Consider the following 17,800-nt stretch of genomic DNA (forward strand, 5'->3'; position numbering starts at 1 on the left):
GCGCGCGCCTCCATCAGTGCAGTGTGCGTGGAACGGTCAACACGAACGGCGCGATCGGTGCGGCGAACTCGGTGCCATCGTCGGCCACCATGTCGTAGTGCCCCTGCATCGTGCCGTGTTCGGTTTCCAGCATGACACCGGAGGTGTAACGGAAGTCTTCACCCGGGCGCAGTCGCGGCTGCTCGCCGATCACCCCGTCACCGTCCACATGTTCCGTGCGTCCATTGGCATCGGTGATGCGCCAGTGGCGCGCCACCAGGCGTGCAGCGACACGGCCGCCATTGTGGATGCGGATCGTGTAGGCGAACGCATAGCGCCCGTCCTCCGGCGTGGACTGGTCGTCGAGGAAACGCGGAGCGACCTCGACCGAGATCGCGTAGTGTGCAGCGTCGTTCATGCAGGCAGTTTAGAGAATGTCGTGCAGTTTGAGGTGAGCGCGCCCATCGATGACGCGCCCACGGCTGGGAATTCAGGCAGTTCTGCGTGCCAGCGGCCGGTCAAGGCCGCGTGGCGCGGCGTTCATCCCTGCGCCGGCGCATCGCCGTCGAGGCGGGGCACGTTGGCCAGTGCGATGAACTGCGCCACCTCCAACTGCTCGGCGCGCGCATCGCTGCGCACGCCGGCGGCCTCGAACTGCTCGGGCGTGCACACCCCGTTCAAGGCATTGCGCAGGGTCTTGCGGCGCTGGCCGAAGGCGGCCCGGACCACGTCGGCGAAACGCCTGCGGTCCACGATGCCGACCGTGGCCGGGTCGCGCGGGATCAACCGCACCACGGCCGAATCGACCTTCGGCGGCGGCCGGAAGGCGCCCGGCGGCACCACGAACAGCGCGGTGACCTTGCAGAACGCCTGCAGCATCACGCTCAGTCGGCCATAGACCTTGCTGCCCGGATCGGCGGCCATGCGGTCGACGACTTCCTTCTGCAGCATGAAGTGCATGTCGGTGATCACCGAGGCGTGGTCCAGCGCGTGGAACAGGATCGGCGAGGAGATGTTGTAGGGCAGGTTGCCGACCAGCCGGATCCGGCCGCCGGCGGCGAGTTCGGTGAAGTCCACCTGCAGCACGTCGCGGTGGATGATGGTCATCTCGCCCAGCGGTTCGGCGGCGGCGGCCAGCGGGCCGACCAGGTCGCGGTCGAACTCGATCACGGTCAGGCGCGGATGGCGGCGCAGCAGCGGCAGGGTGATGGCACCCTGGCCCGGGCCGATCTCGACCAGGCGGTCGTCGTCCTTCGGGTTGACCGCCAGCACGATCCTGTCGATATAGGTGCGGTCGGCCAGGAAGTGCTGGCCGAGCTGCTTTTTGGCCGGTCCGGTGAACCCGGCGGCAGAAGAAGAATACGGTGAAGTCATGGCACCAGTGTACGTTGCCGCGCCAGCCGGGCACACAGGCCGGTGGCAGCGAAGAGGCTGGACGGGTCGGCGACGCCACGGCCGGCCAGGTCCAGCGCGGTGCCATGGTCGACCGCCACGCGCGGGTAGGGCAGGCCCAGGGTGATGTTGACCGCCTGCTCGAACCCGCTGTACTTGAGCACCGGCAGGCCCTGGTCGTGGTACATGGCCACCACCGCGTCAACGCCGGCCAGCCTGGCCGGCAGGAAGGCGGTATCGGCCGGCAGCGGCCCGACCAGGTCCATGCCTTGCCCGCGCAGGCGGTCCAGCAGCGGAATGATCAGGTCCAGTTCTTCGCGGCCCAGGTGGCCGTCTTCGCCGGCATGGGGATTGAGCCCGAGCACGGCGATGCGCGGGGCGGCGATGCCGAACTGGCGCTGCATGGCGCTGTGCACGGTCGCCAGGGTGTGCGCCAGGCCCTCGGCGGTGATCGCGTCGGCGACGGCGCGCAACGGCAGGTGGGTGGTGGCCAGGGCCACCCGCACGATGTCGTTGGCCAGCATCATCACCACCGCCACCCCGGCCTGGTCGGCCAGCAGTTCGGTGGTGCCGCTGTAGGCGATCCCGCCCTGGTTGATGACGGCCTTGTGCACCGGTCCGGTCACCACCCCGTCCAGCTCGCCGGACAGGCAGGCCTGGCCGGCCTGCAACAGCGCGCCGATCACGGCGCCGGCGTTGGCCGGGTCCGCTTCGCCGAACCGGGAGGGGCGGGCATTGGGCACCGCGCGCAACCGCAGATCGCCCGGCTGGCGGGCGATGGCATCTTCAGGCAGGAGCTGCAGGGGCAGCGACAGCGCCGCGGCGGCGGCGTGCAGGGTATCGGGGTCGGCGAAAGCGAGCAGCCGGCAATCGGTGCGCGGCTGCTGGGCCAGGCGGACGCAGAGTTCAGGGCCGATCCCGGCGGGCTCGCCCGGTACCAGAGCGAGCTGCGGGATCATCGGCCAGACCTCAGGACTGCGGCGGCGGGGTGGTGGAGGTAGCGCCGTCGGCGTTGTCGGCGCCGGTGCGCAGATTCACATAGGCTTCGCCGCGCAGTTCCTGCAGGAAGCGGTTGTACTCTTCTTCCAGCTTGCGACGACCGATGGTCTCGCGGATCTGGGCGCGCTGGTTGTCGGTGGTGGCATCGGTCTGGCGCGTGGCAACGCGCTGCACGATGTGCCAGCCGGCATCGGTGCGGAACGGCTGGCTGACGCCGCCGTCGGCCACGCCGCTGACCTGCTTGCCGAAGTCCGGACCGAACGCGTCGGCCGGGAACCAGCCCAGATCGCCGCCCTGGCCCTTGCTGTTGGTGTCCTCGGAGGATTCCTTGGCCACTTCCTGGAAGTCGGCGCCGCCGGCGATGCGGGCACGCAGGGTGTCGATCTTGGCCTTGGCGGCGGCGTTGTCCTGCTGGTCGGTGACGCGCACCAGGATATGGCGGCCGTGGTACTCGGTGATGCTCTGGCCACCGGCGGCGGCGCTGGCATCGCGCACTTCCACCAGCTTGAGCAGCTGGAAGCCACTCGGGCCACGGATCGGGCCGACCACGTCGCCGGCCTTCATCTTGGTCATCATCTGCGCGAACGCGTTGGGGATTTCATCCAGCGAACGCCAGCCCAGGTCGCCGCCTTCCAGCGCGTTGGGGCTGTCGGAGTAGCGCACCGCGGCAGCGTTGAAGTCCAGCTCGTTCTTGTCCAGCAGTGCCTTGACGCCATCGGCCTTCTTCTGGCCGGTGCTGATCTGGTCAGCGGTGGCGCCTTCGGGCAGGGCGATCAGGATGTGCGCCAGGTGGTACTGGTTGCCCACGGTGGCCTGCTGCTTCAGCGCGGCATCCACTTCGCCCTCGCTGACGCTGATGCGGCTCTGCGCGAAGCTCTGGCGCAGGCGCTGCACGGTGATTTCATCGCGCACCGAAGCACGGAAATCGTTGAAATCGATGCCGTCGCGCGCCAGCCGCTGGCGCAGGGCGTCCAGGTTGGACCCGTTCTGCTGGGCGATCGTGTTCAGGGCCTGGTTGAGCTCCTGGTCACCGACCTTGATCCCGCTGCTCTCGGCGCGGGCCACCTGCAGCTTGACCAGCACCAGGCGCTCGAGCACCTGGCGGCTGAGTACCTCATCCGGCGGCAGCTGGTTCTCGCGGCCGGCGTACTGCGCCTTGATGTTCTGGATCGCGCGGTCCAGCTCGCTCTGCAGCACGACGTCCTCATCGACGATGGCGGCAATGCGATCCAGCGGCTGGCTCTGCTGCGCCAGCACCTGCAGCGGTGCGGAGACGGTGGAAACCGCCAGCAGGGAAGCGAGTAGAACGGGAAGGGTCTTGGTCATGGGATCAGGTTCGGATCGTAGTCGTCGCGGTCAGCCCCGGTATTGCTGGGCGGCACGAGATAGAGGTCGTCTCGGTAGTAGCCGAGAATAGCACGGCGCAAGGTGCGGTCCGTGTTCTGGCCGATGGAGCTCAGGCCCTTGAGCACGAACTCGATCTGGAAGGAATTGTTCAGGTCTCCCTCGCGGTTGCGCACGTAGCGGCGGGCAATCGCGCGGACGGCCAGGCAGCAGCTGTCCCACTGCACGCCACCGATGATTTCCAGCGGCTTCTTGTCTTCGATGGAGTAGTAGTAGCGCCCCACCAGGCTCCAGCGCGGGCTCAGCGGGTACAGGAAGGACAGGTCGGCCTGCTTGAGCAGGTCGGTGCCATCGGGGTTGAGGCGGTGGCGGTAGGTGATGTTGACGATGCCGTCGTTGGACATCAGGTAGCGCGCGCGCACGCTGGCCAGGTCCTCGCGCTTGTACTTGGGGTCCCACTGGTACGTGGCGCCCAGGTTCCAGCGGTCGTTGATGGCGTAATTGGCATCGGCGATCCAGGCCGACTTGCCCTGTTCCACCGGCGACTGCGCGTTGTTGATGGTCACCCGCGAGTCGTCGAAGTACAGGATCTGGCCGATGCTGCCCGAGAAACGCTCCTTGCCGGTGGTCTGGTCGATGAAGCGGGTGCTCAGCGCCATGGTCAGCTGGTTGGCATCGTTCTGGCGGTCCGCGCCGGTATAGCGCGAATCGCGGAACAGCTGGCCCCAGCTGAAGGTGAAGTCGCGGGTATCGAAGATCGGCAGATCGCTCTGGTCGCGGTAGGGCGTGCGCAGGTAGAACAGGCGCGGCTCCAGCGTATGCAGGAACGACTTGCCGCCGATGGTGGTTTCGCGGTCGAAGAACATGCCCGCGTCCAGGCTGGCGATCGGCATGCTGCGGCTGGGCGAGGTGTTGCCGCGGAGCTGCTCCGGGGTGGCTGTGGCCGGATCGATGCCTGCGGCACGCAGGTTGTCCGCTCGGATCTGGTCAGCCAGCCCACGATCCAGTTCATAGCCGGTGTAGCGGTAGGCCAGGGTCGGGGTGACATACCAGGCCGCGCCACTGAAGGGCATGGACACATACGGTTTGATGTCCAGTCGCGAGCCACCGAACATCTCGGTGCGGGTCCCGTCGCGCACGTACTCGCCGTCGGCATCGACGATCTTGCCGTTGATGTCCTTGTGGGTGAAGCGCACGGCCTCGGCGTACACGCCGGTTTCCAGCCACGGCAGGACCGGCTTGTCCCAGGTGAAGAAGGCGCGCGGCTGGCGCGCGTAGGGCAGCGCGGCTTCGGTCAGGGTGTAGTCGGTCAGCTGCCAGTAGTCGGCCATCAGGCCGCCGGTCCAGTTTTCCCCGGTGCCGTAGATGCCCACCTGGCTCTGCAGGTTGGACGCGGTCACCCCGAGCAGGCGGTTGGCGAAGTCTTCGGTATAGCGCTCGTCACTGACCCAGGCCAGGTTGGCGCGGGCCTGCCAGTGCGAATTGAGGTTGTGGTAGCCGCCGAACTCGAACTGGCCGCGATCGCGATCGCGCAGCTTGTCGTTGGGCAGGTAGCTGGTTTCCAGCTCGCCGCGGCCACCGTCGTACAGATAGCGGAACTCGTTGGTCAACATCAGGCCGCGCTTGCTCATGTAGCGCGGGGTCAGGGTGTCGTCGTAGTTCGGCGCCAGGTTGAAGTAGATCGGCTGGGCATAGTCGAAGCCGTTGCGCCCGGACAGGCCGATCTGCGGGTAGAGCAGGCCGGTCTGGCGACGGTCGTCGATCGGGAACTTGAAGTACGGCGCCCACAGCACCGGCACGTTGCCGATCCGCAGCACCGCGTTGCGCGCGGTACCGAAGCCTTCGTCGTTGTCCACTTCGATCTGCGGCGCGGTCAGCTTCCAGACCGGCTGCGACGGGTCGCAGGTGGTGTAGGTGGAGCGGTGCATCTGCCCCACCGCGCCCTGCAGGTCGACCGATTCGGCCACGCCGTTGCCGCGGCGGGACACCAGCTGGTACTGGATGTCGCTGATCTTGTGGGTGTCCGCGTCCTGGTTGCCTTCGGCGCGCTTGGCCACCATCCGGATCGAGGAGTCCTGGTAGCGGACATTGCCCTCGGCGATGTAGTTGCCGCTCTCGGTGTCGAAACTCAGGTGGTCGGTGCCCAGGAACTGGTCGCCGCGTTTGATCGCGACATTGCCCTGGTACTGCGGCACCGTGGTGGTGCCGAACAGCTGGTCCCCCTCGATGTCGGTGTCCTGCTGGTCGCGGGTGGCGGCAGCAGCCTTGTCGGCTTTGGGCGCATCGTCAAAGACTGGCAGGACGTCGGTGGCTGGGCACAGGCCCCAGTTCACCGGTTTGTCGTCGGCCAGGGCCGGCAGGCAGATGGCGATGCTCAGGGGGAGAGGCAGCAGGCGGAGGGCTCGGCGCACGCGGTAGTCGGATTCGGGCGAAAACGGATCGTAGCTTGCCCCATCCCTTGCATAGGGGCAATGAAGGCCTTGCCCGGGGAGAGGTTCAGGTTCATGCGCGGCCACCCACCGCGCCGTGGCTCAGCGCAGTTGGCCGACGTGGGCCACCGCGCATTCGGCCAGCGCCTGCAGGTCGTAGCCGCCCTCCAGCATCGACACCACCCGGCCGCCGCCATGCCGGCGCGCGAGGCCCCGCAGCTCGGCGGTGATCCAGGCGAAATCCTCGGTCTCCAGCATCAGGTCGGCCTGCGGATCGCGCAGATGTGCGTCGAACCCGGCCGAGATCAGCAGAAGCTGCGGGCGGAAGTCGTCGATGGCCGGCAGCATCTCGTCGGCCCAGGTGTTGCGGAAGCGGAAGCCGCCGCTGCCGGGCGGCAGCAGGATGTTCATCAGGTTGCCCGCGCCGCGGTCGCGGCGCAGGCCCGAGTTGGGGAACAGCCCGGCCTGGTGGGTGCTGTAGTACGCCACGCCGGGGTCGGCCATGAAGATGTCCTGGGTGCCGTTGCCGTGGTGCACGTCGAAATCGACGATGGCAATGCGCTCCAGGCCGTAGCGGTCGCGCGCATAGGCGGCGGCCACGGCGATGTTGTTGAACAGGCAGAAGCCCATCGCGGTGCTGGCCGTGGCGTGGTGGCCGGGCGGTCGCACCGCGCAGAACGCCACCGGGTCGTCACCGAGCATCACCGCATCCACTGCGGCCACGCCGGCGCCGGCGGCATGCAGGGCGGCACTGGCCGAGCCGGGCGAGGTCAGGGTGTCCATGTCGATCAGGCGCAGCGCATCGGTCTGCGGCTTGAGCACCAGGTCGATCAGTTCGCTGTCGTGGACCCGGGCCAGCTCGCCGAGCTTGGCCGCCGGCGCCTGGCGCCAGTCCAGCAGGTCGGGGAAGGCGGCCTGCAGCGCATCGAGCACCACCTGCAGGCGCTGCGGGGATTCAGGGTGGCCACGGCCGGGATCGTGTTGCAGACAGGCAGGGTGGGTGAAAACCAGCATGCGGGCAGGGGTTCCGGTGGGGTGGCAGGGCCGCTCAGGCGTGGCGGCGTTCGTGCCGCCACAGCACCTCGCCGTGGCCATCGGCCCGGGCCAGGACGCGGGCCAGCACGAACAGCAGGTCCGAGAGCCGGTTGAGGTAACCGATCGCCTCGGCGCGGACCGGCTCCAGCCGCGCCAGCGTCACCGTCTCGCGCTCGGCGCGGCGGACGATGGTGCGGGCCAGGTGGCAGCGGGCGGCCGCCTCGCCGCCGGCGGGCAGGATGAACTCCTTGAGCACGGGCAGATCGGCGTTGTACTGGTCCAGCTGGCGTTCCAGAGCCGTCACGTCGGCGGCCTGGATGGCGGCATGGCCGGGAATGCAGAGCTCGCCGCCGAGGTCGAACAGCTGGTGCTGCACGGTGGTGAGCAGGGCGCGCACGTCCTCGGGCAGGGCGACCGCCAGCAGCACGCCAAGCGCCGAGTTGGCCTCGTCCACGGTGCCGTACGCGTTGACCCGGGCCGCATCCTTGGGCACCCGGCTGCCATCGCCCAGGCCGGTGCTGCCGTCATCGCCGGTGCGGGTATAGATGCGCGAAAGCCGGTTGCCCATGGCCGTGCGGACTCAGTGCAGTGCGTCGTGGCGGGCCTGCAGCAACTTGCCCACCTGCTCGGTGGCCAGTTGCATCGCCGCGGCCAGGCCGACATACATCGCCGCGGTACGCAGATAGGGCACGAACCAGTCGCTGTAGTTCTTCAGCCAGCCGGCGACGCTCGGCTCGGCGACGCTGTCGCTGCTCCAGTAAAAGCCGCCCTGCGCGAACAGGTGGCACACCGCCACCGCCGCGACCAGCAGCAGCACGCCCTTGCCCAGGGTGCCCCAGCTCGCGCCGTGATAGCCCTGGCCCAGCAGCGTGCCGCCGGCCCACAGCGAGAAATACGCCGGCAGCAGCATCCAGGTGCCGGGCGAGACGCAGTAATGCTGCAGGTACTGCTGCCCGCTGCTGCGGATCACCAGCACGTCGACCACGATCGCCAGCACCATCAGCAGCGGAAACGCCCAGCGGGTCCAGCTGCGCAGGTAGAAGCCGCCGATGAAGAACACGGCCCAGGACGCATCCGGGATCGCCATGAAATGGTTGACGCGGGTCGCAGCCATCAGCAGCACGAGCACGGACAGGACGAAGGCGCGGTGGGCGGTGGTGGTCATGGTTGCCACGGGAAGGGGTTCAGCGTTCATTCTAGCGCCTGCTGCGGCAGGCCGCCGCACCCGCCCGCCACGGCCAACCGCTTATCATGGGCGGCATGAGTGAACGACATGATGTAGTGATCGTGGGCGGCGGGTTGGTCGGGGCCAGCCTGGCCATCGCGCTGGACCGCGCCGGGCGCGACGTCGGGTTGGTGGAAGCCACCCCGGCGGGCACGCTGCCGGCGGTGTTCGACCAGCGCAACCTCAGCTTCGCCGCCGCCACGGTCAACGCACTGACCGCCTTGGGCGTGATGCAGCTGCTGGCCACGGCCCCCGGTGCGATCCACCGCATCCATGTCAGCCGCGCCGGCGATTTCGGCCGCGTGCAGATGGACGCCGCGCAGTACCAGCGGCCGTGGTTCGGCCAGGTGGTGGTGGCGCGCGACTTCGGCAACGCGCTGGAAACCCGCCTGCAGGCGCTGGCCGGGCTGACCCGCTACCGTCCGGCGCGGTTCGTGCGCCTGGGCGATACGATCGACGGCTACCGCCAGGTGGTCATCGCCGATGAACACGGCGAGCGTTGCCTGCTGGCGCGCCTGGTGGTGGGCGCCGACGGCACCCGCAGCGGCGTGCGCGATGCGCTGGGCATCGCGGTGGACGAGCACGACTTCCTGCAGACCCTGTTCGTGGCCCGTGTGCGCAGTGCGCGCGCGCCGGATGGCACCGCCTACGAGCGCTTCACCGATACCGGCCCGACGGCGCTGCTGCCGCGTGGCGACCGCCACTATGGCGTGGTCCATGGCGTGGCCCGCGACGAGGCCGATGCGGTGCAGGCGCTGGACGAGGCGGCATGGCTGCAGCGCCTGCAGGACGCGATCGGCTGGCGTGCCGGGCGTTTGCTGGACAGCGGACCGCGCAGTGCCTATCCGCTGGTGCAGGTGCTCGCCCAGGCGCTGGTCGGCGAGCGCGCGGTGCTGCTCGGCAATGCCGCGCAGACCATCCACCCCCTGGGTGCACAGGGCTTCAACCTGGGCCTGCGCGATGCGCTGACCCTGGCCGAGCTGGTGGCCGCCGCGCAGGACCCGGGCAGCGACGCGCTGCTGCAGGCCCACGTGGCGCGCCGCAGCGAAGACCGCGAGCAGACCATTGCCTTCTCCGGCGGCCTGGCCCGGCTGACCAGCAACCCGGCGCCGCTGATGCGGCCGCTGCGCAGCCTCGGCCTGCTGGCCGCGCAGGCCACGCCGATGCAATCGATGCTGGTCGGCGGCGCGATGGGCTTCCGTGGGCAGGTGCCCGCGCTGTGCCGTGGAGCCGGCGCATGAGCCGGCGCGCGCGCGATGTCATCGTGGTCGGTGGCGGCGTGGTCGGTGCGGCCTGCGCGCTGGCACTGGCCGATGCGGGGCTGGATGTCACCCTCGTCGAGGGGCGCGAACCGGCGCCGTGGCACCCCCAACAGGCCGACCTGCGCGTCTACGCATTCGCCCCGGACAACGCGCAGTTGCTGGCCGCGCTCGGGGTGTGGCCGGCGGTCACCGCCGCGCGGGCCTGCGCCTACCGGCGCATGCGCGTGTGGGATGCGGCAGGCGGCGAGGAGCTGCGTTTCGACGCCGATACCCTGGGCCGCGAGCAGCTGGGCTGGATCGTGGAGAACGACCTGCTGGTGGACCGGCTGTGGGCCGCGTTGCCGGCGGCCGGCGTGCACCTGTGCTGTCCGGCGCGGGTCGAGGCGCTGGAGCAGGACGCCGATGGCGTGCGCCTGCGCCTGGACGATGGCCGGCGGCTGGAGGCTGGGCTGGCGATCGCTGCCGATGGCGCCGAGTCCACCCTGCGCCAGTTGGCTGGCCTGGCCGTCACGCGCCAGGACTACGGCCAGCGTGGCGTGGTCGCCTACGTGGACAGCGAGAAAGACAACGAAGCCACGGCATGGCAGCGGTTCCTGGTGACCGGGCCGCTGGCGGTGCTGCCGATCGGGCCGCGCCGCAGCTCGATCGTGTGGACCCTGCCCGATGCCGAAGCCGAGCGCGTGCTGGCATTGGACGAGGCTGCCTTCGGTCGCGAGCTGACCCTCGCCTTTGCCGGTCGCCTGGGCGCGATGACCCTGGCATCCAGGCGCGCCGCATTTCCCCTGCGTCGGCAGCTGGCCAGCGGCTACGTGGCCGGCCGTGTGCTGGCGCTGGGCGATGCCGCCCACGTGGTGCACCCGTTGGCCGGGCAGGGGGTCAACCTCGGCCTGCGCGATGTCGCGGCGCTACGGACGATGGTGCTGGCCGCGCAGCAGCGCCGGCAGGACTGGATGTCGCCGCATCGGCTGCAGCGCTGGGCCCGCGAGCGCCGCAGCGAAAACACCGTGGCTGCGTACAGCTTCGATGCGATCAACACGGTCTTCTCCAACGACGAGATGCACCTGACCCTGGCCCGTGGCCGCGTGCTGGGCTGCGCGGGCAAGCTGCCGCCGCTGGTATCGATGTTCTGGAAGCGCGCCGCCGGGGTGTAGTGCCGGGCGGTGCCCGGCGCCTTCAATCCACCAGCCAACCGGCCAGGTCGGCCCGATCCAGCCTGCCGCGCCGCTTCACGTCGAGCGCGGTGAACTCATCGGCCAGCGCCGGGTTGGCCTGGGCCTCGGCGCGGCTGATGACGCCATCGCCGTCCACGTCCAGCGCACTGAACGCAAACCGGTATTGCCCGACCACGCTTACCGGCTGCACCGAGCGCACCGTCACCTGCGCTTCGCCCGCGGCGGCGGGCAGGGTCACCTGGTCGGTGACGCGCCCTTCCGACAGCGCCTGCGTGCGCACGCTGGCCGGAACCTCGCGGAGCGGTTCGCTGATCGCTGGCGAGGGCGAGGGCGTGTGAACCTGTGCCGCGGCGAAGACCGGTAGCAGGGACAGCAGCAGGACCGGGGCAGGGCGACGTCGCATGGACACTCCGTTCTTTGACGTGGGGGAGCGCCGGGCATGGCCCGGCGCTGCCGGTGTGGTGCGTGGATCAGCGCAGCGGCGAGGCCAGCACCGTGATTTCTTCGCGGTCGTGGTACAGCTGCTTGGCACGCAGCACCAGCGGCTTGCCGGCCTGTTCCTGGAACAGGTCCAGGCACAGGCGGGTTTCGTCCCAGCGCTTCTTCATCGGCAGTTTGAGATTGAAGATCGCATGCTTGCACCAGCCCTCGCGGAACCAGGTGGCCATGCGCTCGGCCACGCGACGCGGCTGTTCGACCATGTCGCAGACCATCCAGTCCAGCGGCGTCTCCGGCTGCCAATGGAAGCCATCGGCACGCAGGTGCTCGACCAGTCCCGTTTCCAGCACGTGCTCGCGCAGCGGGCCGTTGTCCACGCTGATCACCCGCAGGTGCTGGCGGGTCAACACCCAGGTCCAGCCGCCGGGGGCGGCGCCAAGGTCGGCCGCGCGCATGCCCGGCTTGACCAGCAGTTCGCGCTCGTCCGGGGTCAGCAGGGTCAGCAGGGCCTCATCCAGCTTCAATGCCGAGCGCGATGGCGCGTCGGGCAGCAGCTTCAGGCGCGGAATGCCCAGCGCCCAGGGCGCGCTGTCGCGGGTATCGGCCACGCAGACGAAGGCGTGGCGGCCACCGACGAACACGATGTGCAGGCGCGGCAGCGCGGTGTTGGGCTTGTCGGTGAGCAGCCCGGCCTTGCGCAGCGCCGGGCGCAGCGCATTGCCGAACGCGCGGGCCAGGCCGGCCAGCGGCTTGCCTTCGTCCGAATCGGGGTGCTCCACCCACATGTCACCGAAGCGTTGCTGGCCCTGCAGCGCGGCGACGATCGGGGTGATCCGGTCGGCCGCATCCAGCTGCGGCAGTTCGGCCAGTACCGCCATCTTCTGGCGGGCGAAGATCAGCGAACGCCACGGCAGCGCCTTGGACAGCGCGGCGCCTTCCTCGGTGGCGAACAGCACGTAGCCATCGTTGCGCTGGGTGCGTGCGTAACCGGCGATGCCGGCATAGGCGGCACGCTCGGTCAGCTCACCGGCCAGTTCCGGCTCGAAGCCCTGGCGGCAGAGGCATAGCAGGCCGGTCATGCGCGTGCGCCCGAGGCGCGGCGGTCAGTAATGCGCACCGTTGGTCTCCCCGTACTGGCGCAGCACCGCGCGCGCTGCATCGCGCTCGATGTCGCGCACGACCTCGATGCCGCGCGCGTTGAGTTCACCGATCCAGTCGGCCGGCAGCGGGCCTTCGTCGAACGGCGTGAGTTCTTCCACGTCCTGTGCACTGGCCCCGATCAGCAGGCGGTCGATGCCGGCCCAGATGGTGGCGCCATAGCACTGGCAGCAGGGTTGGGAGGACGTGGCCAGGGTGATCGGGCTCAGCACATCGTTCAGGCGCGGGGTCTGCAGGCGCTGCTGGGCCAGCATGTAGGCCATGTTTTCGGCATGCGCCAGCGACGTGGTGTGCGGGACCACCCGGTTGACGCCGGCGGCGATGATGCGGTCGTCCGGGCCGAACACCACCGCGCCGAACGGGCCGCCGGTCTGCGCCTCGACATTCAGGCGCGACAGCTCGATCGCCAGCGCGACCTTGTCGGCATCACCGGGATAGGCACGGCCGAGGTCGACATGGTCGTGGATCCAGGCGGGCAGGGTGAGATGGACTTGCGCGTACAGCATCGGGACGTAGGCCTCTTCAAAAAGGGTACAGGCCGCACGTCCACGCAAGGCGTGGACGCTGTTGCCGGCCTGGTGAAACCCGGCCGGCTTACGCCGACCAGGTATCGCGCAGGGTCACGCTGCGGTTGAACACCGGCGTGGCGGCGGTGTGGTCGCGGCGGTCGGCGACGAAATAGCCGGTGCGTTCGAACTGGAACGACTGCTCCGGTGCCGCGCTGGCCGCGGCCGGCTCGACATAGCCGGTGACGGTGCGGCGCGACGCGGGGTTGAGGTAATCGCGGTAGGTCTTGCCCTCGGACTCATCATCCGGGTTGGGCACCGAGAACAGGCGGTCATACAGGCGGATCTCGGCCGGCACCGCATGCACCGCACTCACCCAGTGGATGGTGCCCTTGACCTTGCGGTTGGCGCCTTCCATGCCCGGGCGCGATTCCGGGTCCAGCCAGCCGTGCAGCGCGATGATGGTGCCATCGGCGTCCTTGACCACCTCGTCGCAGCGGATGATGCCGGCGCCGCGCAGGCGCACTTCGCCGCCCGGGACCAGGCGCTTCCAGCCCTTCGGCGGGACCTCGACGAAGTCCTCGCGTTCGATCCACAGTTCACGGGCGAACGGCACCTCGCGGGTCCCGAACGCCTCGTCCTTGGGATGGTTGGAGAACGTCAGCGTTTCTTCGTGGCCCTCGGGCAGATTGGTCAGCACCAGCTTGATCGGATCGACCACCGCCATGCGACGCGCGGCGGCACTGTCCAGGTCCTCGCGCAGGGCGCCTTCGAGCACGCTGAAATCGATCAGCGAGTTCTGCTTGCTGATGCCCACGCGTTCGGCAAACAGGCGCATCGCCGCCGGGGTGTAGCCGCGCCGACGCAGGCCCTGCAGGGTCGGCATGCGCGGATCTTCCCAGCCATCCACCAGCTGCTCGGTGACCAGCGCCATCAGCTTGCGCTTGCTCATCACCGTGTAGTTGATGTTCAACCGCGAGAATTCGATCTGGCGCGGCTTGGCCGCTTCGCGCGGCAGGCCGCGCTCGACCAGCGGGGCGGTCAGCGCGTCGTCGTGGGCGAAATCGACGTTGTCCACGCACCAGTCGTACAGCGGGCGATGGTCCTCGAACTCCAGCGTGCACAGCGAGTGGGTGATGCCTTCCAGCGAATCGCCCAGGGCATGGGCGAAGTCGTACATCGGGTAGATCGGCCACGCATTGCCGGTGTTCTGGTGCTCGACGTGCTTGATCCGGTACAGCGCCGGGTCGCGCAGGTTGATGTTGCCGCTGGCCATGTCGATCTTCGCGCGCACGGTGCGCGCACCGTCGGGGAACTCGCCGGCGCGCATGCGCGCGAACAGGTCCAGGTTTTCTTCAACGCTGCGATCGCGGTAAGGCGACGGGCGGCCCGGCTCGGTCAGGGTGCCGCGGTAGGCGCGCACTTCCTCGGCCGACAGGTCGCAGACGTAGGCCTTGCCATCGGCGATCAGCTTCTGCGCCGCCAGATAGTAGGCATCGAAGTAATCCGAGGCGTGGCGCAGCTCGTTCCATTCAAAGCCCAGCCAGCGCACGTCGTCCTGGATCGCGGCGACGTACTCGGGGTCTTCCTTGGCCGGGTTGGTGTCGTCGAAGCGCAGGTTGCACACCCCGCCGAACTCCCCGGCGATGCCGAAGTTCAGGCAGATCGACTTGGCATGGCCGATGTGCAGGTAGCCGTTGGGCTCGGGCGGGAAGCGCGTCTTGATCGCGGCATGCTTGCCGGCGGCCAGGTCCTCGCGGACGATCTGACGGATGAAGTCCCGTTTTTCCTGGGTTTCCGGAAGGGCGTCGGTGGGGGCGGCGGTAGGCTCGGACATGATGCGCGGTCGCAGTCTAAAAGGCAGAAAGACCAACAGTTTAGCCTGTCGGGGGCGCGTCATCGCATTCGCGCTGTCGCCCTGCGCGTTGCTGCGCGGATCGCGGGCCCGCCTCACCCCCAGCCCCCCGAGCCCCCGGCGCCACCCCGGCGCTGCGGGGGCAGGGCGGTCGCTGGTCCTGCCTGTAGCGCCGGCGGTTGGCCGCCTCCAGGTACGGTGCGATGTCCGTGCGGCCGGCCAACCCCCGGCCCCGGCGGGGCGGGCCTCCGGGTCGGTACGCCTTCAGCCCCCGGGCGTATGCTGGGCCGACGCCTTCCCGGAGCCCCCCATGCACGTGATTTACCAGGCCGACAACCTGTTCGACGCCCATCTGGTCAAGCATGCGCTGGAGGATGCCGGGATCCCGGCGTTCGTGTTCGGCGAGTCGCTGCTGGGCGGGATGGGCGAGCTGCCGCTGTTCGGGGTGTTGCGGGTCTGCGTGCCGGACCTGGCCCGGCCAGACGCCGAGGGCATCGTCGCCGGGCTGGACTTGAGCGGGGGCACCGACGACCCCATATTCGACGGAGATGAAAGCGCCGGCCTGTTGCCGGCCTAGGAGACCGCCATGTTGGGAATCGCCAAGGGCTTGTTGGGCATCGGCGCCTTCAAGCAACGCCTGCCACGCCCCGACGAGGCGCTGCCGGGCCGCGCGCACGCGCTGCCGCTGCATAACCAGCACTACGTCAACAGCCACCCGCTCAAGGACGGCTTCGCCGGCCTGCAGCGCATCCGCTTCGCCATGGGCTGCTTCTGGGGTGCCGAACGCAAGTTCTGGACCCTCCCGGGCGTCTACACCACTTCTGTCGGCTACGCCGGTGGCGTCACCCCGAACCCCACCTACGAAGAAGTCTGCTCGGGCCTGACCGGGCATACCGAGATCGTCGAGGTCGTGTTCGACCCGGCGGTCGTCTCCCTGGCCACGCTCCTGCAGGTGTTCTGGGAAAACCACGACCCCACCCAGGGCATGCGCCAGGGCAACGACACCGGCACCCAGTACCGCTCGGCCATCCACGCCACCAGCCAGGCCCAGTTCGATGCCGCCATCGCCAGCCGCGACGCCTACCAGCAGCGCCTGACCGACGCCGGCCACGGGACCATCACCACCGACATCGCCTTCCCGGCCCCCGAGTACTACTACGCCGAGGATTACCACCAGCAGTACCTGGCCAAAAACCCCAACGGCTACTGCGGCATCGGCGGCACCGGCGTCAGTTGCCCGATCGGCGTGGATGCCTGAACCGCCGGTGGGGGAGCGCCGAGCCACGCTCGGCTGCTTCCCCACCCACGCACCGCCTGCCGGCCCATCGGCCGGGCTGCGCCCGGCCAGCCGAGCATGGCTCGGCTCTACCGGTTACCCACGGCCCCAGGCGGTTCACCCACACGCCCCGGTCAGGCGGTTAGCCAAACGTCCCAGCCGAGCGATTCACCCAGACGCGCGGCCGTCATGCACGCGGACGGGGAGGTGTCGGCCGCGGTGCCCAAAGGTCTCGATGCGCGCACGCAGATGGGGTGGCCGCGTCCCCGCGCCCCAGCCAGGCGGTTTACCCAAGCACCCCCAGCCAAGCGGTTTACCCAATCGCCGCGGTCAGGCGGTTTACCCAAACGCTGCGGTCAGGCGGTTTACCCAAACGTCCCGGTCAGGCGGTTGACGCCCCATGCAAGCGGCCCACCCAAACGCCCTGGCGCTCCCGCTTTCCCAAACGCCCCGGCCAACTGTCGAGGGGGCGGTGTGGGGGGGATGGCGGGACCGTCATGCGCCATGGATGGCGCATGCGAGCCTCCACGGACGGATTCACGGCGTGTCCCGCCATCCCCCCCACGCCGACCCCAACAAGTCGACAGTGAGCGGTTGCCGTTGCCGTTGCCGTTGAAGTCGCAGTTGAAGTTGAAGTCGCAGTCGCAGTCAAACGTGCAGCGGCCCGAAAAAACAAAAAGCCCCGCAATGCGGGGCTTTTTACTGTCCAGACCACGCGAACCGCTTACAGCCGCTCGCGAATCGTCTGGCGCAGTGCTTCCAGATCCTTGGCGAACGCATCGATCCCCGTCGCCAGCTTCTCCGTTGCCATCGCATCGGCCGCCAGATCGCTGGCGAAACGCTCGGCATCGATCGGCGTCACCGCCACCTCTTCAGCCGCACCGGCCACCAGCTTGCGCGGCAGCTCGCCGTGGTCGGCATCCAGCTTCTCCAGCAGGTCCGGCGAAATGGTCAGCCGATCGCAACCGGCCAGCGCCTCGATCTGCGCGGTGGAACGGAACGATGCGCCCATCACCACCGTCGGCGAACCGCGCCGCTTGAACTCTGCATAGACCCCGCGCACGAACACCACGCCCGGATCCGCATCGATATCGGCCGGCGCCTGCCCATGGGCCACGTACCAGTCCAGGATCCGCCCCACGAACGGCGAAATCAGGAACGCCCCCGCCTCACTGCAGGCCAGCGCCTGCGTCGGATTGAAGATCAACGTCAGATTGCAGTCGATACCCTCCGCCTGCAGCACCCGCGCCGCCTCCACGCCTTCCCACGTCGCCGCGATCTTGATCAGCACCTTGCTGCGCGGCACGCCGGCCGCCTCGTACATTGCGATGAACTGGCGCGCCTTGGCCACCGTCGCCGCCGTATCGTGCGCCTGGTCCGCATCCACCTCCGTCGACACCCGGCCCGGCACCAGCGTGCTCAGCAGCGTGCCCACGCCCACCGTCAGCCGATCGGCCACCGCGTGCACGATCGTCTCGCGCTCGCCGGACTGCTCGCGGCCCCACGCAAGTTCCTTCTCGATCAGGTCCGCATACACCGGCAAGTCCAACGCCTTCTTCACCAGGGTCGGATTGGTCGTGCAGTCGACCGGCTTCAGGCGCTTGATCGCCTCGTAATCGCCGGTATCGGCCACCACGACGGAAAGGTCGCGCAACTGGGTGAGCTTGGACGGAGAAACGGTGTTCATTGCGACTCCTGGTACGAAACGGGGAGCCTGCCCGGTGGCAGGC

At 69.0% G+C, this 17,800-nt stretch carries 17 protein-coding genes; 4 read left to right on the plus strand and 13 right to left on the minus strand.

Features of this window, described 5'->3' with window-relative positions; all coding sequences use genetic code 11:
* Positions 1–13 precede the first annotated feature (13 nt).
* The 8 genes from apaG to AC1DGC_RS12470 form a co-directional block, all read right to left on the minus strand.
* Positions 14–397: a Co2+/Mg2+ efflux protein ApaG gene (gene apaG, locus AC1DGC_RS12435; protein ID WP_259209111.1), complete on the minus strand. Its 384-nt coding sequence runs from the start codon at positions 395–397 to the stop codon at positions 14–16.
* 122 nt (positions 398–519) lie between these two features.
* Entirely contained in the window at positions 520–1,353 is an 834-nt protein-coding gene (gene rsmA, locus AC1DGC_RS12440) for a 16S rRNA (adenine(1518)-N(6)/adenine(1519)-N(6))-dimethyltransferase RsmA (protein WP_259209108.1), read from the minus strand.
* Entirely contained in the window at positions 1,350–2,330 is a 981-nt protein-coding gene (pdxA, locus tag AC1DGC_RS12445) for a 4-hydroxythreonine-4-phosphate dehydrogenase PdxA (RefSeq protein ID WP_478047975.1), read from the minus strand. The genes rsmA and pdxA overlap by 4 nt, the downstream gene beginning before the upstream one ends.
* Positions 2,331–2,340: 10 nt before the next feature.
* Entirely contained in the window at positions 2,341–3,696 is a 1,356-nt protein-coding gene (locus tag AC1DGC_RS12450; RefSeq protein ID WP_259209104.1) for a peptidylprolyl isomerase, read from the minus strand.
* On the minus strand, positions 3,693–6,125 hold the full coding sequence (gene lptD / locus AC1DGC_RS12455) for an LPS-assembly protein LptD (protein ID WP_449335370.1): 2,433 nt from the start codon (positions 6,123–6,125) through the stop codon (positions 3,693–3,695). The genes AC1DGC_RS12450 and lptD overlap by 4 nt, the downstream gene beginning before the upstream one ends.
* 120 nt (positions 6,126–6,245) lie before the next feature.
* A complete protein-coding gene (locus AC1DGC_RS12460; RefSeq protein ID WP_394164610.1) occupies positions 6,246–7,157 on the minus strand; it encodes a histone deacetylase family protein in 912 nt (303 codons plus the stop codon).
* A 34-nt stretch (positions 7,158–7,191) separates the two neighbouring features.
* Positions 7,192–7,746: a cob(I)yrinic acid a,c-diamide adenosyltransferase gene (locus AC1DGC_RS12465; protein ID WP_394164611.1), complete on the minus strand. Its 555-nt coding sequence runs from the start codon at positions 7,744–7,746 to the stop codon at positions 7,192–7,194.
* A 12-nt stretch (positions 7,747–7,758) separates the two neighbouring features.
* Positions 7,759–8,343 (minus strand): hypothetical protein, encoded by a 585-nt coding sequence (locus tag AC1DGC_RS12470; protein WP_478047976.1) that lies wholly within the window; start codon positions 8,341–8,343, stop codon positions 7,759–7,761.
* Between the two features lie 95 nt (positions 8,344–8,438).
* On the opposite strand from AC1DGC_RS12470, the gene ubiH reads away from it, so the two are divergent.
* Together ubiH and AC1DGC_RS12480 are read left to right on the plus strand one after the other, a co-directional pair.
* Positions 8,439–9,644, plus strand: a complete 1,206-nt coding sequence (ubiH, locus tag AC1DGC_RS12475; RefSeq protein ID WP_478047977.1) for a 2-octaprenyl-6-methoxyphenyl hydroxylase — start codon at positions 8,439–8,441, stop codon at positions 9,642–9,644.
* Positions 9,641–10,816, plus strand: a complete 1,176-nt coding sequence (locus AC1DGC_RS12480; protein ID WP_394164613.1) for a UbiH/UbiF family hydroxylase — start codon at positions 9,641–9,643, stop codon at positions 10,814–10,816. The genes ubiH and AC1DGC_RS12480 overlap by 4 nt, the downstream gene beginning before the upstream one ends.
* 22 nt (positions 10,817–10,838) lie before the next feature.
* Here the strand turns inward: AC1DGC_RS12480 and AC1DGC_RS12485 are convergent, their stop codons facing one another.
* The 4 genes from AC1DGC_RS12485 to AC1DGC_RS12500 all read right to left on the minus strand — a co-directional run bounded on the left by AC1DGC_RS12485 (position 10,839) and on the right by AC1DGC_RS12500 (position 14,776).
* Positions 10,839–11,240, minus strand: coding sequence for an EF-hand domain-containing protein (locus AC1DGC_RS12485; protein WP_478047978.1), 402 nt, complete (start codon positions 11,238–11,240; stop codon positions 10,839–10,841).
* A 67-nt stretch (positions 11,241–11,307) separates the two neighbouring features.
* Positions 11,308–12,354 carry a 23S rRNA (cytidine(2498)-2'-O)-methyltransferase RlmM gene (gene rlmM / locus AC1DGC_RS12490; protein ID WP_478047979.1) on the minus strand — a complete coding sequence of 349 codons (1,047 nt, stop codon included), beginning with the start codon at positions 12,352–12,354 and terminating at the stop codon, positions 11,308–11,310.
* Between the two features lie 24 nt (positions 12,355–12,378).
* Positions 12,379–12,939: a nucleoside deaminase gene (locus AC1DGC_RS12495; RefSeq protein WP_394164616.1), complete on the minus strand. Its 561-nt coding sequence runs from the start codon at positions 12,937–12,939 to the stop codon at positions 12,379–12,381.
* A gap of 88 nt (positions 12,940–13,027) precedes the next feature.
* A complete protein-coding gene (locus AC1DGC_RS12500) occupies positions 13,028–14,776 on the minus strand; it encodes a glutamine--tRNA ligase/YqeY domain fusion protein (protein WP_478047980.1) in 1,749 nt (582 codons plus the stop codon).
* 328 nt (positions 14,777–15,104) lie between these two features.
* Between AC1DGC_RS12500 and AC1DGC_RS12505 the strand changes: the two genes are divergently transcribed.
* Both AC1DGC_RS12505 and msrA read left to right on the plus strand, forming a co-directional pair.
* Complete coding sequence (locus tag AC1DGC_RS12505; protein WP_478047981.1) at positions 15,105–15,371, plus strand: putative signal transducing protein; 267 nt, start codon at positions 15,105–15,107, stop codon at positions 15,369–15,371.
* A 30-nt stretch (positions 15,372–15,401) separates the two neighbouring features.
* Complete coding sequence (gene msrA, locus AC1DGC_RS12510; RefSeq protein ID WP_259209307.1) at positions 15,402–16,052, plus strand: peptide-methionine (S)-S-oxide reductase MsrA; 651 nt, start codon at positions 15,402–15,404, stop codon at positions 16,050–16,052.
* Positions 16,053–16,794: 742 nt separating this feature from the next.
* Here msrA and AC1DGC_RS12515 read toward each other — a convergent pair.
* Complete coding sequence (locus AC1DGC_RS12515) at positions 16,795–17,757, minus strand: transaldolase (RefSeq protein ID WP_259209079.1); 963 nt, start codon at positions 17,755–17,757, stop codon at positions 16,795–16,797.
* Between the last annotated feature and the right edge of the window lie 43 nt (positions 17,758–17,800).

It is taken from the genome of Stenotrophomonas sp. 05N37 (assembly GCF_056397365.1).

Coding starts and splice junctions, on each gene's coding strand:
- apaG (WP_259209111.1), bottom strand. CDS start 397: ATGAACGACGCTGCACACTACGCGATCTCGGTCGAGGTCGCTCCGCGT.
- rsmA (WP_259209108.1), bottom strand. CDS start 1,353: ATGACTTCACCGTATTCTTCTTCTGCCGCCGGGTTCACCGGACCGGCC.
- pdxA (WP_478047975.1), bottom strand. CDS start 2,330: ATGATCCCGCAGCTCGCTCTGGTACCGGGCGAGCCCGCCGGGATCGGC.
- AC1DGC_RS12450 (WP_259209104.1), bottom strand. CDS start 3,696: ATGACCAAGACCCTTCCCGTTCTACTCGCTTCCCTGCTGGCGGTTTCC.
- AC1DGC_RS12460 (WP_394164610.1), bottom strand. CDS start 7,157: ATGCTGGTTTTCACCCACCCTGCCTGTCTGCAACACGATCCCGGCCGT.
- AC1DGC_RS12465 (WP_394164611.1), bottom strand. CDS start 7,746: ATGGGCAACCGGCTTTCGCGCATCTATACCCGCACCGGCGATGACGGC.
- AC1DGC_RS12470 (WP_478047976.1), bottom strand. CDS start 8,343: ATGACCACCACCGCCCACCGCGCCTTCGTCCTGTCCGTGCTCGTGCTG.
- ubiH (WP_478047977.1), top strand. CDS start 8,439: ATGAGTGAACGACATGATGTAGTGATCGTGGGCGGCGGGTTGGTCGGG.
- AC1DGC_RS12480 (WP_394164613.1), top strand. CDS start 9,641: ATGAGCCGGCGCGCGCGCGATGTCATCGTGGTCGGTGGCGGCGTGGTC.
- AC1DGC_RS12485 (WP_478047978.1), bottom strand. CDS start 11,240: ATGCGACGTCGCCCTGCCCCGGTCCTGCTGCTGTCCCTGCTACCGGTC.
- rlmM (WP_478047979.1), bottom strand. CDS start 12,354: ATGACCGGCCTGCTATGCCTCTGCCGCCAGGGCTTCGAGCCGGAACTG.
- AC1DGC_RS12495 (WP_394164616.1), bottom strand. CDS start 12,939: ATGCTGTACGCGCAAGTCCATCTCACCCTGCCCGCCTGGATCCACGAC.
- AC1DGC_RS12500 (WP_478047980.1), bottom strand. CDS start 14,776: ATGTCCGAGCCTACCGCCGCCCCCACCGACGCCCTTCCGGAAACCCAG.
- AC1DGC_RS12505 (WP_478047981.1), top strand. CDS start 15,105: ATGCACGTGATTTACCAGGCCGACAACCTGTTCGACGCCCATCTGGTC.
- AC1DGC_RS12515 (WP_259209079.1), bottom strand. CDS start 17,757: ATGAACACCGTTTCTCCGTCCAAGCTCACCCAGTTGCGCGACCTTTCC.